The sequence below is a fragment of the Streptomyces sp. NPDC058289 genome (assembly GCF_042880975.1).
Lineage (GTDB): Bacteria > Actinomycetota > Actinomycetes > Streptomycetales > Streptomycetaceae > Streptomyces > Streptomyces stoeckheimensis.
This window is the reverse complement of record NZ_JBHVYI010000005.1, coordinates 1-13,887: the sequence shown is the minus strand read 5'-3', so window position 1 is coordinate 13,887 and position 13,887 is coordinate 1. Positions and strand designations below refer to the sequence as shown.

Genomic DNA, 13,887 nt, shown 5'->3' with positions numbered 1-13,887 from the left:
GATATGCGCAAGCCCCCGGCGTTGGACGCAGCACCGGACGCGGCGGCGGTGGGCGGGAAGCGCCACCCGCGCGGGCTCGCCACCCTCGTCCTCGCCGAGCTGTGGGAGCGTTTCAGCCTCTACGGCATGGTCGCCATCCTCGTGCACTTCCTCGCCGCCTCCCGCGGCCACGGGGGCATGGGACTCCACGAGGGCACCGCGGAGGCCGTGGAAGGCGTCTACATGGCCATGATCTCGCTGCTGGCGCTGCCCGGCGGCTGGATCGCCGACCGGTTCCTCGGCGCCCGGCGGGCCGTCCTGTGGGGCGGCGTGGTCATCATGGCCGGCCACGTCCTGATGGCCGTCCCGAACCCGGTCTTCGTCTGGCCCGGCCTGGTCCTCATCGTCATCGGCACCGGCCTGCTCAAGCCGAACATCTCCGCGCTGGTCGGCCGGCTGTACGCCGCCGACGACGACCAGCGGCGCGACGCCGGCTACTCGATCTTCTACATGGGCATCAACCTCGGTGCCGTCATCGCCCCGCTCGTCGTCGGCTACCTCGGCGAGGAGGTCAACTGGCACCTCGGCTTCGGCGCCGCCGCCGTCGGCATGGCCCTCGGCCTGGTCCAGTACGTCCTGGGCGGTCGGCGCCTGTCGGAGCAGCTGCGCGCCGAGCCCGTGGTCCGGCTCACCCCCGCCGAGCGGGCCAAGGTGCGCAGGTCCTCCTCGTACGGTCTGGTCTTCACCGCCGTACTGGTCACCCTGCTGGCCGCCTCGCACGCGCTGAGCATCGACAACATCACCTTCGTGCTGACGGTCGTCGCCGTGGTGGTCCCGGCGGGCGTGCTGCTCTCGATGTACCGCAGCCCCAAGATCGACCGGGTCGAGAAGACCCGGCTGCGGGCGTACGTCTGGCTCTTCCTGGCCGCCACGCTGTTCTGGCTGGTCTACGACCAGATGGGCAACGAGCTGAACCTGTTCGCCGCCCAGAAGACCGACCTGTCCCTGTTCGGCCGGCACATCCCGGCCAGCTGGACGCAGTCGCTGCCCTCGCTGTTCGTGATCATCCTGGCCCCCGTCTTCGCCGCCTTCTGGGTGCGCCGGGGCAAGCACATGAGCACCCCGTTCAAGTTCGGCGTGGCCCTGCTGCTGACCGGCGCCTCCTTCGTGGTCATGTCGGGCGCCGCGGCCATCGCCTCCAGCGGGGTCAAGGTTTCGCTTATGTGGCTGGTGGGCGTGTACGTGATCCAGGTGATGGGCGAGATGTGCCTGAGCCCGGTGGGCCTCTCGGTCACCACCAAGCTCGCCCCGCGGGCCTTCACCAATCAGATGATGGGCGTCTGGTTCCTCGCCGCCGCCACCGGCGACGCGATCGGCGCGCAGCTGCCCCGGCTCGACGCGGTCATCGGACAGAGCTGGAACTTCCTGTGGCAGGGCGCCATGGTGATCGCGGCCGGCGCGGTCATGGTCTTCTTCACCAAGCGGCTCAAGGTCCTGACGGGCGAGGCGGCCGCGGCCCGCGAAACGGTGGCGGTCGCGGCCTGACCGGGCCCCCGCACGAGGCCCGCGGTCAGGAACGCGTGGCCCGGTTGCGGGCCCTGGCCACGATCGGGGAGGTCTGGAACGCGTGGGCCAGCTCGGTCAGCGGGCGGGAGTCCAGACGGTACGCGCCTGGGAAGTCGGGGTGGGCCCCGGCCGCGGGGGCGGTCTCCTGGCCGGTCTCCTGGCCGGCCTCCGCACGGTGGACCTCCGCCCGGTCGGCCTCCGCACGGTGGCGGCAGGCCGCCGCCAGCATGGCCGCGTCCGACACGAGGGCGGCCTCCTCCTCGGACCGGCCCTGAGCGCGCGCGGCCCCGTACGCCTCCTCGCGCACGGCGGGGTCGAACCAGCACCCGAGCGCCAGGATGCCGTCGTCGATCACCGATTCGCGGTGGACCAGCCGGATTCCGACCGGTGACCACCAGGTCAGCGGCACCGGCCGCAGCCCGCCCGGCGAGAACCCGCGCAACGCCGCCCAGAGCGGCCGCAGCCGCCGGTAGCGGCAGTAGTCCTTCCACGGAGCCGAACCGCCGACCAGCGGCACCAGGAATCCGGCGCCCACGAACAGGGCCGCCGCCGCGGCCAGCGGCGGGGCCACGGTGGTGGACAGGTGGTCCAGGTCCCGGCCGCTCCAGCGCGCAGCCATCGCCGTCCACTTCGCAGCAAGGAAGGCCAGGTCGAAGGCGCCTCCCAGCATCAGCAGGGCGAGTCCCGTACGGAGCGGGCGCAGCGGCAGCATCGAGGGGGACAGGCGGCGCAGCCACTTCCGGCACAGCACCGTGAGTGCGGTGCTGCCCACGGTGTGCGCCGTCAGATAGCAGATGATCATCTCGCGCAGGAACGGCGTGTGGGCGTAGTACGTGTCCATGTCGCGCAGCCGCTCGACGGGAGCCTCGCCCAGGGCGAACAGGGTCACGATCGCCACCACCACCGTGCCGTACGCGGCCACCGTCAGCCGGGTGGCCCGGCGCACGACGGCGGCCGGGGTCCCGCTCCAGTGCAGGATCACCACGACACAGGCGCCCGAGAAGGCCGTGAGCAGGCTGTACACCAGGGGAGCCGAGAAGTTGACGACGCCGGTCAGCCGGTTGACGGCCACGATCGTCGGCGGCGCCGAGAGGATGACCGCGAGCGACCCCCCGACGAGGAGCGTGCACACGGCCCGCATCAGGGGCTGCTCCCAGCCCCGTCTCAACGTCGGCGCCTTGACGATCAGCACCGCGGCGATCACCGCGCCCGGAACGTAGAGGACGAGGCTTTCGGTCATCGCGCCTGGCCGGCGGGGTCGACCGGTCCGAGGGGGCCGCCGGTGCCGGCCGGCCCGTCCTGGTCCAGACCCGCCACCGTCCGCTCGGCGGCGGTCAGCGGAGCGGCCTTCAGCGCGCCCCGGTCCGAGGTGCGCAGCACCTCCCAGACCACCCCGGGGCGGATCCAGTAGGTGGGCGCCCGGTTCATGGTGATGACCTGGAGCAGGGCCGCGGTGAGCGAGGCCTTGGTGGTGGCGCCGGTCATCAGCCGCTCGACGTATCCGTTGAGCAGCCCGGCACCGGCGCGCGGCTTCATGCCCGTGGCACCCGGGTACAGGATGTCCTGCGAGGTGGCGAGGTCCCAGGCGACGGCCACCTGCGGGGCGATGACACGCTGCGCCTCGAGGCCGATGCCCGCGTGGGAGAGGCCCTTCGCGCGCAGCAGCGTACGGACGGCCAGGAGGCCCTGGGCCGCGACCGTCATGCCCTGGCCGTAGAGCGGGTTGAAGGTGGCGACCGAGTCGCCGACGGCGAAGAAGCCGTCGGGGAGGTCGGCCTTCTCGAAGAAGATCCGGCGGTTGGCTGTGCCCTGGGTGACGGATACGTCGGTGAGCGGCTTCTTGCCTTCGAGGAGTTCGCCGACGATGGGGTCGCGGACCCCCTTGGCGAACGGGATGAAGGACTCCGGGTCGGCGGTGGGCTGGCCGCCGCGGGTGCCGGACAGGGTGGCCTGCCAGCGGCCGTTCTCGATCGGGACGATCGTCGCGGTCTGGCCGGGTACGGGCACCCGGGGGTCGGACTGGACGTTGATGATGGGGAAGCCCAGGGCGTGGGCTCCCTCGGGGGCTTCGAAGATGCGGGTCGCGTAGACGAGCCCGGAGTCCACCCCGGCCTCCTTGAGGCCGCTCACGCCGAGCGCCTCCAGCCAGCTGCGGGCCCGGGAGCCGCGGCCGCTCGCGTCGACCACGAGATCGGCGGCGATCAGGCGGTTCTCCTCGCCGGGCGTGTCCGCCCGGACCCCGGTGATCCGGGCTGCGGTGCCCTCCAGGCCACGGACCCGGCTCTGCTGCAGGGTGGTGACGCCGGGCAGCCCGATGACGCGGGAGCGGACCACCGAGTCGAGGAGGTCACGGCTGCAGGAGATGTTGAACTGCATCTCTTCGTGGCGCGGCAGCCAGCCCTGGGCGGTCTTGGAGACCAGGTCGGTGGGGAGGCTGCGGCGGAAGGCGCCGGCGGCCGTCCAGTCGTCGGTGATGCCCGGCAGGATCTCCTCGATGGCGCGTGCACCGCCCGACCACAGCAGGTGGGTGTGGCGGGCCTGGGGAAGTCCGCGGCGGGGCTCGGGACCCTCCGGCAGGGTGTCCGCCTCGATGATCGTGACCGTCGCGTGCTCGGCGAGGACGGCGGCGGCGAGCAGACCGGCCAGGCTGCCGCCGATGATGACGGCGTGCCGCGGCGGGGAGGAGGGCGGGGAGGAGTGAGTCATCGTGTGGTGCTCTCTGTCAGGGCCGTGCGAAGGCGCATCGGCTGAGGAAGGACGTCGGCGGGAAGGCGGTGGTCAGCCGCCGGGTGTGGTCGTCGGGACCGCGCTCAACGTCCCCAGCCGAACGAGCTCTTGATCCGTTCGACGGCTTCGGGGACCTGCTCCTCCCGCGGGGGCGGAAGGAATGCCTGGAGGATCTTGCCGAGGTGCAGCCCGAAGGTCTCCGCGCGGATCTCCGCCGGATCCTCCCGGTCGGCACGGGCGGCCGTCTGCCGGACGACCGAGCCCAGCCCGCGGTCGGAGCTCAGCAGGTCGCAGAGGGTGCCGTGGGGGCCCGTCAGCCGGGCGGCCACCGCCAGGCCGGGGCCGTGGCGGCCGCAGGTGCCCTCGTCCACGTGCCACAGCTCGTGGGAGGCGATCACGAGCTGGTGCTCGGGCCGGGTGCGCTCCTCGATGACGAGGAGGTCGCGGTCCTCCATCCCGAGCCACAGCCCGCTGGCGGTGTCGGGCGGGAAGGGGGCGAACCGGAACTCGACCCTGCGTCCGCCGCGGACGCGCCCGTAGGCGGTGCAGAGGCTCCCGATGATCTCCGCGGCCCCGGCGGGAGGGGTCAGGCGGGCCGCCGCCAGCAGGTCCTCGCCGAGCTTCCGCATGGCCCGTGTGGTCCTCATCGTGCTCCCCCTTCGGAACTGCGGTCGATGCCATCGGCGCCGCCCGGCGGACGCGGTACGGCCGGGCGGCCCAACTGTCCTTCCCGCGCGAGCAGATCGTCCAGGTGGTCCGCCAGCGACTTCCAGCCGTCCGGTGAGAGCCGGCCCGCCCGGGTGACGATGCTGCGCACGTCGTGCGCCCGCATCACGGCGAGCATCGGGTTCTCGGCGGGCCGTTGCGCGGATTCCAGTTCGCCCTCGATCCCGGCGAGGCAGGCGGCCAGCGCCTCGGCGTCACCGGCCATCAGGTAGCCGCTCTCGACCCCGTAGAAGCGCTGGATTCCGGCGGCCGCCGCGAGGTTGGGGAGCCCCTCGCCCTGGGTGAGGCGGGTCAGCGACTGTCCCGAGGCGCAGAAGGAGCCGGCGATGGCGGAGAGGGAGTGGGCCTGGCCGTCCTCCCGGGGGCGGGTGCGGCGCAGGTGCTCGAAGCGGCGGCGCACCTGTTCCTTGAGGGGGAGCCGGGGCGGTGTGCCGTCGAGAGTGAGCCGGATGTCCTCCGGGGTGATGCCGGTGAGGTACGAGAGGCGCTCGAGGTCGTCCGTGGCGCCGTCCGCCCGGCCCCCGGGCCCGGTCGTGGCCAGGGCGCGTTCCACCGCGCTCTTGCTGTCGGCGAGCAGGAATCCCGGGTAGACCCCGAAGAACCGCTGTACGCCGGCCGCATGGCCGAGCCGGGGCAGTCCGGTGCCCGCGTTGAGCGGGCCGAGGGAGGCGCCGGGGGCGTCGAAATCCTCGGCGATCGCGGCGAGCGACCACTCCCTGCCGTGTTTGTCGCGCCGGGTGGCGCGCAGCCGCAGGAAGCGCTGGTGCACCCGTTCGCAGAGCGGTGGCTCGGCGGCGGTACCCGCCAGCACCGCAAGGACGCGGTCCGGGGCGACCCCGGACAGGTGGCTGAGCCGCTCCACGGCGAGCACCCGTGCCGGGTCCTGGCCGTGTCGCTCCGCCGACGCCACGACACGGGCCCAGGCCGCGGTGAGGTCAGGTCGGTCGGCGGCTCGCACCAGGCGTTTCTCCGTCAGTAGAGAGAAGGTTCGATGTGGTTGCTCTGCGTGAAGCCTATCCCCCTACTTAGTGGCCGAACAGGAGTACCCCCCACCTTTCTTTCCGTCCGACTCAAAAAAGGTGGGGCCTCCGCCCGCCGGAGGGCGCCCATTACATCGGAGGTAATCGACCCGGCGGGGGCTCCGGCGTCACAGTGGAGGCATCGGGTTCCGGGGCCGCGCACTCGGCTCCGGGGCCCGGGTCTTCCGTACTCCACCAGCACGATCGACCCTCGACGGAGGCTGATCCGCCATGTCCGCAACCCTGTTCACCGCCGTAGCCCGCACTGCCGTCCCGCAGGCCGCGCTACGCCGGTTCCTCGCCCTCGACTCGGTCGTCACCACCGGCAACGGGCTCGCCTACACCGCCTTCTCCGCGCCCCTCGGCCGGCTGCTCGGCCTCGGGCAGGGGCTGGTGCTGGGGCTCGGGGTGTTCCTGGTGCTCTACGGGGCGGGCGTCGGTCTGCTGGCATCGCGCCGGCAGCCCCCGGTCTTCCCCGTCAGGCTCGTCATCGAAGGCAACTACGCCTGGGCCGCGCTCAGCCTCGTCGCCCTCGTCGTCTGGTTCACGCCCACCACCGCCGGGGCGGTGTGGATCCCGGCGCAAGCGCTCACCGTCGCCTCCTTCGCCCTCCTCCAGCAGCTCGCACTGCGCGCGGGCTCAGGGCGACAGTGACCGCAGGTACTTCACCGTCGCCGGGTCGGCCGGCAGCAGGGTCTCGATGGCCAGCTCGGCGACCGTCACGTCCATGGGGGTGTTGAAGGTGGAGATGGAGGACACGAAGGAGAGCAGGTGCCCGTCGTGCTCGATCCGCAGGGGGAGCGCGAGGTATGCGACGGCCCCGTCGGGACCGCTCTCGTCGGGCCCGCCCTCGTCGGGACCCGCCGAGGAGGGCAGCGGATAGGCCGACACCTCCTCGTACAGCGCGCGCAGCGGCGCCGAACGGGCCAGTGCGATCTGCCGCTCCATCTGGGCCAGCAGGTGCCCGCGCCACTCGCGCAGGTTGCGGATCCGGGGGGCGAGGCCCTCCGGGTGCAGGGTCAGCCGCATCGCGTTGAGGGGGCCGGCCAGCAGGTGCTCCGGCAGCCCCTCCATCAGCATCAGGATGCCCCGGTTGGCGGCCACCACGTCGTACGTGGCGTTCACCACCAGCGCCGGATACGGCTCGTAGCCGGCCAGCAGCCGCTCCAGCCCCTCGCGCAGCACCTCCATCGAGGGGTCGCCCAGCGGGGTGTGCGCGTACCGGGGCGCGTAACCCGCCGCCACCAGAAGGGCGTTGCGGTCCCGCACCGGGACGTCCAGCCGGTCGGCGAGCCGCAGCACCATCTCCTCGCTCGGCCGGGACCGGCCCGTCTCCACGAAGCTGATGTGCCGGGAGGAGGAGTCGGCGCGGCCCGCCAGCTCCAGCTGGCTGAGCCCGCGCCGCTCCCGCCAGGTGCGCAGCAGGGCGCCTACCGTCACTGGCGCAGCAGTCGTCATACGGCGACGTTAGCTCAGCCGGGAGGTCGCAGCCCGATCACCCCGCGCCTCGGCCCCGCGCCTCCGCCCCGCATCTCACCCGACGTCGAGGATGTTCCGCAGACCGAGACGGTAGCGCCACAGGTCGTGCCGCTTGGCGGACTCCACCTCCGGGGCCCGGTACAGAGGCCGCACCGTGCACCGGGAAGCCGTTGAACCGTCCCTGTCCAGGAGGGAGTTGACCGCCGCCCGGGCCGAGGCGTTGGCCCCCTCCATCGTCGCCAGGTCGATGTCGACGGACACGTAGTCCCCGCTGAGGAAGAAGTTCGGGATCCGGGTGCCCGCGCTCGGCCGGTTGTGGAGGGTCCCGGTCGGATGGATCAACAGCTGGTCCTGGTTGGTCGGATGGGGGGTGCCGATCCCGTCCACCCCCGGGTCCAGGAACCACGAGTGCAGCTTTCCGTCCGAGAGCAGGGTCTTGCCGGTGTCGTTGAGCGAGGCCTTCAACTGCGCCCACACCTCGCGGGCGACCTCCTCGCGGGTGCACTGCTTGGCCGTCTTCCCGTAGAGGATCCCCGGCTTGTCCCACTCGGAGATGTCCACCGACAGGCAGTCCACGGCCGCGCCGTCGCCGTAGTCGGCGGGGAAGTCCCGCGACGGCCAGTGCTCGGCCTGCTGGATCGCCGTCAACGACCAAGGCGAGTCGATGCAGTTGAGGTGACCGTGTACGAGGGGTGCGCGCTCGGTGAGGTAGAACTGGATGCCGGTCATCCAGTCGGTCTGCAGCAGGTCGCACCGCCCGAGCATCGGGTCGGCCGCGCGCAGCGCCGGGCTCCAGGTGCGGCGGGCGTGCTCGACGGGCAGCGCGCTGACGTAGTGGTCGGCGGTGACGGTCCGTACGGCTCCGGTCGGATCCTCGACGAGGACCCCGCTCACGCGACCGTCCCCGTACCGGACCTCGCGCACCGTCCACCCGATCGCGAACTCGACTCCCAGCGAACGCAGATGGGTTTCCCAGGGGTCGATCCACGCCTCGTTGGTGGGCAGGTTCAGGATGCGGTCGGGCGGGCCGTCCGCGCCGCGGCCCAGCAGGTTGAAGACGAAGGCTTCGCCGAGCGTGCCGACGGTACGGGTCGAGGCCTCCTCGGCCTTGGTGGCCACGATGTTGCGGGTGACGCCGATGGCGAGGATCCGCTGGTACTCGCTCGACATCCGCGCGGCCCGGGTGAACTCCCACCACGGGGTGCGCTCCCACTGCTCGTTGCGCCTCTCGTCGCAGCTGGTGAGGAAGACCAGGGCGCGGTCGACGAAGTACGCCGTCTCGTGGAGCGGGAGGCGGACCAGCGACTGGAGGATGCCGGTGAGGGCCCGGCGCAGCTCGTCGGGGGTCAGTTCGGCGGGGGAGTGGTCCGGCCAGGGGATGGGTGCGCGCAGGTCCTCGCGGCCGGCCGCCCGGGCGAACATCATCTCGCGCGGGGCGACCAGGTTGTCCCAGACTCCGTTGGCGTTGCCGGGGAAGGGGATGCGCCGCATCGTGTCCGGCAGGTTGTGGTAGATCCCCGGGATGAAGCGGAAGCCGTGTTCGGCGGGGAGCGGGCGGCGCCCGCCCCGGGCGCTGCCGGGGACGTCCATGCTGCGGGCCTTGCCGCCGAGCGCCCGGCGCTCGTACACGGTGACGGCGTAGCCGCGTTCGGCCAGTTCGTGCGCGGCGGTCAGTCCGGCGACGCCGCCTCCGAGGACGGCCACGCGGCGTGCCTGCCCGGCCGCGGCGGATCCGGTGGCGGCCTCGGCCGGGGCCGCGAGGCTCCCGGCGGCCGATAACGCGCCCGCGGTGGCCGCGGCCCCCGCGATGAACGTGCGCCTGGAGTTTCCTGTGCGCGTCACGGTGATGCTCCTCGATGTCGTCGGCACCCGGCGGTATTACCGGTGGTAACAGTCACGTCCGGCGCAGGAGCATAGGGGCGGCGCGATGGTCACGGAAGGCACGGAAGTACCCGCACGCACTATGGCGCGAAACCTTCCCTCCGGCCCGAGCTGTGGGAACCTTGACTCCACGTCAGGTCAATCGGGCAGTCGTGTACGCCGTGTACGGGGAAGGAGCCTGCGGATGTCGAGAGAGCCGCTTTCGCAGAAGGAGATCGAGGACCGGCTGAGGGAACTCCCCGGCTGGGCCTTCGAGGACGACCGGATCATCCGGACCTACCGGCTGGGCAGCCACTTCGCGGCGAGCGCGCTGGTCAGCCATATCGCCAGCGTGCAGCAGGAGTTGAACCACCACTCCGACCTCACCCTCGGCTACGACACGGTCCGCCTGTCCGTGAACACGCACGACGCCGGAGATTCCGTCACCGACGCCGACTTCGCCCTCGCCGAGCGCGTCGAATCCCTGGCCCCCGCCCACGGCGCCGCCTGATGCCGGAAGCACCACCGATGCCCCTGCCCATGCCGAGACCGCTCCTCGACTACGACGCCGAAGCCGAGGCCTACGACGCCACCCGCGGCGGGGTCCCGCGCGCCGAGGCCGCCGCCGCGGCGGTCCTCGGCCTGCTCCCGCCGGACGCCGTCACCCTGCTCGACCTCGGCTGCGGCACGGGCATCGTCACCACCCGCGTCGCCGCCGGCCGCCCGGGGCTGCGCGTCCTCGGCGCGGACACCTCGTACGGGATGGCCGCCATGGCGCGCTCCCGGGGGATCCCGGTGGTCCTCGCCTCCGGGACCCGGCTCCCGTTCCGCACGGGCTCGCTCGATGCGGTCAGCGCGGTCTGGTTGCTGCACCTGCTGCGCTCACCGGGCCTGGTGGCCGCCGTGATCGCCGAGGCCGGGCGGGTGCTGCGGCCCGGCGGGGTGTTCGTCACCACCGTCGACAAGGACGCCGCCCACGACGTGGGCAGCGATATCGATGCGGTGCTCGCCGAGCACCTCACCGCGAACCCCGCCGACTCAGCGCAGGCCGTCACCGGCCATGCGGCCGCGGTGGGCCTGCACCCCGCCGGCGAAGCCCTCTTCACCGGTCACGGCCAGGGCCGCACCCCGCGCGGGGCCGCGCAAGCGCTGCTCGCCGGGCGGTACGCCTCCCGGGTCCACCCGCGCGGGATCACCCCGCGCGAGCTCGCGGACCGGCTGGAACTCCTGCCCGGACCGGACACCCCGCGCGCGGAGCCGACGTACCGGCTGCACGGCTTCGTACGGGGCTGACCGGCCGGGGCAAGGACGGGGCAGGGTCGGGGGCAGGGGAGGGGCGACCGGGCGACTGCCGGGTGCCCCTGCCCCGCCCCGCCCCGTACTCAGGCGGGCTCCAGGAGCCACCACTGCGCCGGGGAGTCGGTGTCCTCGCACTGCCGGGCCCGGCCCTCGGCGTCCGCCTCCAGCGGCAGGCCGCTGATGGCGGCGATCAACGAGACCACGCCGGGGTCGTCGAGGTGCTCCTCCACGACCCACTCCTGCGCCCCGAAGGCGTTCGCCTTCCACACCTGCACCCGGGTGCCGCTCTCGGTCGAGGCGTTCGCGACGTCGAGCCGCTTGCCGTTGTGGACGCTGACCAGGTGGAAGATCCCGCCGCCGCTGTGCACCGGCGTGATCTCCCATTGCCGGGCCGCGGCCGGCTCTCCGTCCGGCCCGACCCAGACCCGGTTGCCGCTCTCCACCTGGAGCAGCAGCCCGCTCGCGGCATTGCGGATCCGGTAGACGCCGTCGGGCGCCTTCGTCCCTCTCTTCGGGTCGCTCACGGGCGGCTCAGTAGTCGAACTCGGCCGGGTCGGGACCGATCCGGCGGCCCGCCCCACCCGCGCCGAGCGCGTCCAGCGCAGCCACGTCCTCGGCGTCCAGCTCGAAGCCGAAGACGTCGAGGTTCTCCCGGATCCGCGCCGGGGTCACGGACTTCGGGATCACGACGTTGCCCAGCTGGAGGTGCCAGCGCAGCACCACCTGCGCGGCCGAGCGGCCGTGCTTGGCGGCGATCGCGGTGACGGCGGGCAGGGTCAGCAGGTCCTTGCCCTGGCCGAGCGGGGACCAGGCCTCGGTGGCGATGCCCAGGCGCGCGTGCAGGGCGCGCAGCTCGGTCTGGGGGAGCAGCGGGTGCAGCTCGATCTGGTTCACGGCCGGGACCAGGGAGCTCTCGGCGCCGAGCCGTTCCAGGTCGGCGGGGCGGAAGTTGGACACGCCGACGGCTTTGGCGCGGCCGCTCTCCGCGATCTCCTCGAAGGTCTTCCAGATGGCGAGGAAGTCGTCGCGCATCGGGCGCGGCCAGTGGATCAGGTACAGGTCGATCTCGTCGAGGCCCAGCTTGGCGAGCGAGGCGTCGAACTCGCGCAGCACGTTGTCCCGGCTCCAGGTCTCGGACTTCCCGTTCCACAGCTTGGTGGTGACGAAGAGTTCCTCGCGCGGCACTCCGGCGGAGGCGATGGCCTTGCCGGTGCCCTCCTCGTTGCCGTAGATGGCGGCCGTGTCGATGCTGCGGTAGCCCGCCTCCAGCGCGGTCCGGACGGCCTGCTCCGCCTCGGCGTCCGGAACCTGCCAGACGCCGTAGCCGAGCTGGGGCATGAGCGTGCCGTTGTTGAGCTTGATGCCGGGGACCTGGTTCACGTCGGTCGTTCCCTCTGGTCGTCGCTGGTGCGGGTGCTGACTGCCGGTACGGGCGCCGGCGAGCAGGCCCGTACGACCGGCGACAACCGGGCACCGGCGTGGCCTATTCCCGCCGTACGGGTGAATCCGTACGGCGGGAACAGGGGGCGGGGGCCTCGGGCGGGGGCTCGGCCGACCGGTCTACGCCCCCAGGTACGCCTCCCGGACCAGCGCGTTGGCCCGTACCTCGGCGGCCGTGCCCTCGGCGAGGACGGTGCCCAGGTCCAGGACCACCACCCGGGTGCAGAGGTCCATCACGAAGGCGACGTTGTGCTCGACCAGCAGCACCGCACAGCCCTCCTCCTCGGCGAGCCGGCGCACGACCGCCGCCAGCTGCTCGCGTTCGGGCGCGGACATGCCCGACGCGGGCTCGTCCAGGAGCAGCACCCGGGGCGGATCGGCCACGGCGCGGGCCAGCTCGACCATCCGGGCCCGCCCCACCGGCAGACCGCCGGCGTACGAGTCCCCGAGCGCGCCGATGCCGCAGTCGGCCAGCACCCGCGCGGCCCGCTCCCGCCGCTCCCGCTCGCGGCGGCGGCGGGTGGGCCAGGCGACCAGATCGGCGGCGAGGCCGCCGCCCCCGCCCCGCCACTCCTGCGCGACCAGGACGTTGTCGGCCACACTGAGCTGCCCGAACAACTGCTGGCGCTGGAAGGTCCGGCGCATCCCGTGTCGGGCCCGCCAGACGGGGGAGCGCCGGGTGACGTCCACCCCGTCGAGCAGCATCCGGCCCTGGTCGGGCCGCCGGATCCCGGACAGGACGTCGAACAGGGTGGTCTTCCCGGCGCCGTTCGGCCCGATCAGCCCGCACACCTCGCCGGCCCGGATCCCGAGGTCCACGCCGGTCAGCGCCTTGACCCCGCCGAACCGGACACTGATGCCGCGGGCTTCCAGCACGTACGGGGCTTCGCCCGCGCTCATGTCGCCATCCCCAGGTAGGCCTCGGTCAGCCGGTCCGCCTCCACCTCGGAGCGCGGGCCGCACCAGGAGACCCGGCCCTGCGAGAGGTAGGCGACGGTGTCGGCGATCCCGAGGATCTCGGCCGCCTTCTCCTCCACCAGCAGCAGTGCGGTGCCGGCGGCGCGGAGCTCCATGAGCAGCCCGTACACCTCGTCCACCACGCGCGGGGCGAGCCCGAGGGAGGGCTCGTCCGCGATCAGCACCCCGGGGGGTCGCTGCAACAGTGGTGCGAGCGCCAGCATCTGCTGCTCCCCGCCGGACAACGACCCGGCGTGGACCGTGCGTCGCTCGCGCAACCGGGGGAACCGGTCGTAGACGGCGTCGCGTTCGTCCGCGTCCCTCAGGTAGAGGGCGAGGTTCTCCTCGATGCTGAGCGAGGGGAAGATCCCCCGGCCCTCGGGAGCGAGCAGCACCCCCGCCCGGGAGCGGCCCACGGCGCCGTCGCGGGTGGCGTCCCGGCCGTTGACGCGTACGGTCCCGCCGGTGACCGGCAGCGCTCCGGCCGCCACCCGGCAGGCGGTGCTCTTCCCGGCCCCGTTGGGCCCGAGCACGGCGAGGATCTCGCCGCGCCGCACGACGAGGTCCACCCCGTGCAGCACGAGCCCCCCGTCGTACCCGGCGGTGACGCGGCGCAGCTCCAGGGCGGGTGGCTCCGCGGCCGTTTCCGGGGTGGCCCCCTGCCGGGTGGGCTGGGTGGGTGCGGCCGTTTCTGAGGTGGCCGCCTGCCGGGCGGGCTGGGTGGGTGCGGCCGTTTCCGGGACGGCCTGCTCCCGGGCGGGCTGGGTCGGAGGCGGCCCGGCTGCGGACGGTTGCCCTGCGGGCGGCACGTCCCCCACCCCGCCCCTTCCCGAAA

The 13,887-nt window shown here is 73.1% G+C and carries 14 protein-coding genes; 4 read left to right on the top strand and 10 right to left on the bottom strand.

Annotation, left to right across the window (positions count from 1 at the left end):
* The first annotated feature begins 21 nt into the window (after positions 1-21).
* Positions 22-1,524: a peptide MFS transporter gene (locus ACFVX6_RS03525; RefSeq protein ID WP_389687518.1), complete on the top strand. Its 1,503-nt coding sequence runs from the start codon at positions 22-24 to the stop codon at positions 1,522-1,524.
* A 25-nt stretch (positions 1,525-1,549) separates the two neighbouring features.
* Here the strand turns inward: ACFVX6_RS03525 and ACFVX6_RS03520 are convergent, their stop codons facing one another.
* The 4 genes from ACFVX6_RS03520 to ACFVX6_RS03505 all read right to left on the bottom strand — a co-directional run bounded on the left by ACFVX6_RS03520 (position 1,550) and on the right by ACFVX6_RS03505 (position 5,956).
* Positions 1,550-2,785 (bottom strand): MAB_1171c family putative transporter, encoded by a 1,236-nt coding sequence (locus tag ACFVX6_RS03520; RefSeq protein ID WP_389687516.1) that lies wholly within the window; start codon positions 2,783-2,785, stop codon positions 1,550-1,552.
* A complete protein-coding gene (locus tag ACFVX6_RS03515) occupies positions 2,782-4,251 on the bottom strand; it encodes an NAD(P)/FAD-dependent oxidoreductase (RefSeq protein ID WP_389687514.1) in 1,470 nt (489 codons plus the stop codon). Before ACFVX6_RS03515 ends, ACFVX6_RS03520 begins: the two co-directional genes overlap by 4 nt.
* A 104-nt stretch (positions 4,252-4,355) precedes the next feature.
* Positions 4,356-4,919: a toxin-antitoxin system, toxin component gene (locus ACFVX6_RS03510; RefSeq protein WP_389687512.1), complete on the bottom strand. Its 564-nt coding sequence runs from the start codon at positions 4,917-4,919 to the stop codon at positions 4,356-4,358.
* A complete protein-coding gene (locus ACFVX6_RS03505; RefSeq protein WP_389687510.1) occupies positions 4,916-5,956 on the bottom strand; it encodes a hypothetical protein in 1,041 nt (346 codons plus the stop codon). Before ACFVX6_RS03505 ends, ACFVX6_RS03510 begins: the two co-directional genes overlap by 4 nt.
* Before the next feature lie 292 nt (positions 5,957-6,248).
* On the opposite strand from ACFVX6_RS03505, the gene ACFVX6_RS03500 reads away from it, so the two are divergent.
* Positions 6,249-6,671 carry a hypothetical protein gene (locus ACFVX6_RS03500; protein WP_389687508.1) on the top strand — a complete coding sequence of 141 codons (423 nt, stop codon included), beginning with the start codon at positions 6,249-6,251 and terminating at the stop codon, positions 6,669-6,671.
* Here ACFVX6_RS03500 and ACFVX6_RS03495 read toward each other — a convergent pair.
* Both ACFVX6_RS03495 and ACFVX6_RS03490 read right to left on the bottom strand, forming a co-directional pair.
* Entirely contained in the window at positions 6,657-7,475 is an 819-nt protein-coding gene (locus ACFVX6_RS03495; protein WP_389687506.1) for a helix-turn-helix domain-containing protein, read from the bottom strand. The two genes, ACFVX6_RS03500 and ACFVX6_RS03495, sit on opposite strands and share 15 nt — an antisense overlap.
* A gap of 75 nt (positions 7,476-7,550) precedes the next feature.
* Positions 7,551-9,338, bottom strand: a complete 1,788-nt coding sequence (locus ACFVX6_RS03490) for an FAD-dependent oxidoreductase (protein WP_389687504.1) — start codon at positions 9,336-9,338, stop codon at positions 7,551-7,553.
* Positions 9,339-9,561: 223 nt separating this feature from the next.
* Here ACFVX6_RS03490 and ACFVX6_RS03485 point away from each other — a divergent pair, with 223 nt between their 5' ends.
* Positions 9,562-9,867 carry a 4a-hydroxytetrahydrobiopterin dehydratase gene (locus ACFVX6_RS03485; RefSeq protein WP_389687502.1) on the top strand — a complete coding sequence of 102 codons (306 nt, stop codon included), beginning with the start codon at positions 9,562-9,564 and terminating at the stop codon, positions 9,865-9,867.
* Between the two features lie 29 nt (positions 9,868-9,896).
* Entirely contained in the window at positions 9,897-10,649 is a 753-nt protein-coding gene (locus tag ACFVX6_RS03480; protein WP_389687500.1) for a class I SAM-dependent methyltransferase, read from the top strand.
* 89 nt (positions 10,650-10,738) lie between these two features.
* Here the strand turns inward: ACFVX6_RS03480 and ACFVX6_RS03475 are convergent, their stop codons facing one another.
* The 4 genes from ACFVX6_RS03475 to ACFVX6_RS03460 all read right to left on the bottom strand — a co-directional run.
* Positions 10,739-11,179 carry an RICIN domain-containing protein gene (locus ACFVX6_RS03475; protein ID WP_389687498.1) on the bottom strand — a complete coding sequence of 147 codons (441 nt, stop codon included), beginning with the start codon at positions 11,177-11,179 and terminating at the stop codon, positions 10,739-10,741.
* Positions 11,180-11,186: 7 nt separating this feature from the next.
* A complete protein-coding gene (locus ACFVX6_RS03470) occupies positions 11,187-12,035 on the bottom strand; it encodes an aldo/keto reductase (protein ID WP_389687496.1) in 849 nt (282 codons plus the stop codon).
* A gap of 180 nt (positions 12,036-12,215) precedes the next feature.
* On the bottom strand, positions 12,216-12,995 hold the full coding sequence (locus tag ACFVX6_RS03465; RefSeq protein ID WP_389687494.1) for an ABC transporter ATP-binding protein: 780 nt from the start codon (positions 12,993-12,995) through the stop codon (positions 12,216-12,218).
* Positions 12,992-13,887 (bottom strand): ATP-binding cassette domain-containing protein (locus ACFVX6_RS03460; RefSeq protein ID WP_389687492.1); only part of this gene is annotated, 896 nt, incomplete at its 5' end. The genes ACFVX6_RS03460 and ACFVX6_RS03465, both read right to left, overlap by 4 nt.

What these genes read in the sequence shown, in the direction of transcription:
- ACFVX6_RS03465 (WP_389687494.1), bottom strand. Translation starts at nt 12,995, where the DNA reads ATGAGCGCGGGCGAAGCCCCGTACGTGCTGGAAGCCCGCGGCATCAGT.
- ACFVX6_RS03500 (WP_389687508.1), top strand. Translation starts at nt 6,249, where the DNA reads ATGTCCGCAACCCTGTTCACCGCCGTAGCCCGCACTGCCGTCCCGCAG.
- ACFVX6_RS03480 (WP_389687500.1), top strand. Translation starts at nt 9,897, where the DNA reads ATGCCGAGACCGCTCCTCGACTACGACGCCGAAGCCGAGGCCTACGAC.
- ACFVX6_RS03510 (WP_389687512.1), bottom strand. Translation starts at nt 4,919, where the DNA reads ATGAGGACCACACGGGCCATGCGGAAGCTCGGCGAGGACCTGCTGGCG.
- ACFVX6_RS03520 (WP_389687516.1), bottom strand. Translation starts at nt 2,785, where the DNA reads ATGACCGAAAGCCTCGTCCTCTACGTTCCGGGCGCGGTGATCGCCGCG.
- ACFVX6_RS03485 (WP_389687502.1), top strand. Translation starts at nt 9,562, where the DNA reads ATGTCGAGAGAGCCGCTTTCGCAGAAGGAGATCGAGGACCGGCTGAGG.
- ACFVX6_RS03515 (WP_389687514.1), bottom strand. Translation starts at nt 4,251, where the DNA reads ATGACTCACTCCTCCCCGCCCTCCTCCCCGCCGCGGCACGCCGTCATC.
- ACFVX6_RS03495 (WP_389687506.1), bottom strand. Translation starts at nt 7,475, where the DNA reads ATGACGACTGCTGCGCCAGTGACGGTAGGCGCCCTGCTGCGCACCTGG.